Genomic DNA, 549 nt, shown 5'->3' on the forward strand with positions numbered 1-549 from the left:
ACGTTAAGAAATCCGCCGCCTCACGCAAACCATCTTGTTTGGTGAGCTCGTAAGTAATGTGTTCAGTAGAGAAAATGATCACGTAACAATCGCGCTGTTCGGCCAGTGCAATCTGCATTAACGCATACGCCATCGCTTTTGCGCACTGCTCAGGGAAACCACTCATCGAGCCAGAGGCATCCACACAGACGATGAACGGCCCTTTTTCGATATCCACAGCTTTGTTGTCTGGACGATGCGCTTTGACTTTACGTAAAGTGCGAGATTTACCTTGCGTGCGGTAGTTCATCAAACGCTTGTCGACCAGATGCTTGTAGAACACGACTTCTAGCTCTGGGTAGGCCAAAAACATGGTCTCGTTTGGCAGCAGCTTGTTGAGATCATCACTTTCATGGATACCGACGATATCATCAGTCGCTTCGTCGCTTTTTTCTTCAACCATTTGCAGCTCTTCCGCTGGTGCACGGTTTAAGTCAGGATCATTCACTTGCCCAGCCATACGGCCAAGCTGTTCTGCGATTTCTTGCAAGCCTTTGTGCTTTTTCAAAA

1 pseudogene is annotated in these 549 nt (G+C 48.1%); it reads right to left on the reverse strand.

From position 1 onward, the window contains the following. Positions 1–549: pseudogene (locus tag R7040_RS29145) on the reverse strand (ATPase RavA stimulator ViaA); the annotation flags it as partial.

Source organism: Vibrio sp. 1069, assembly GCF_033340555.1.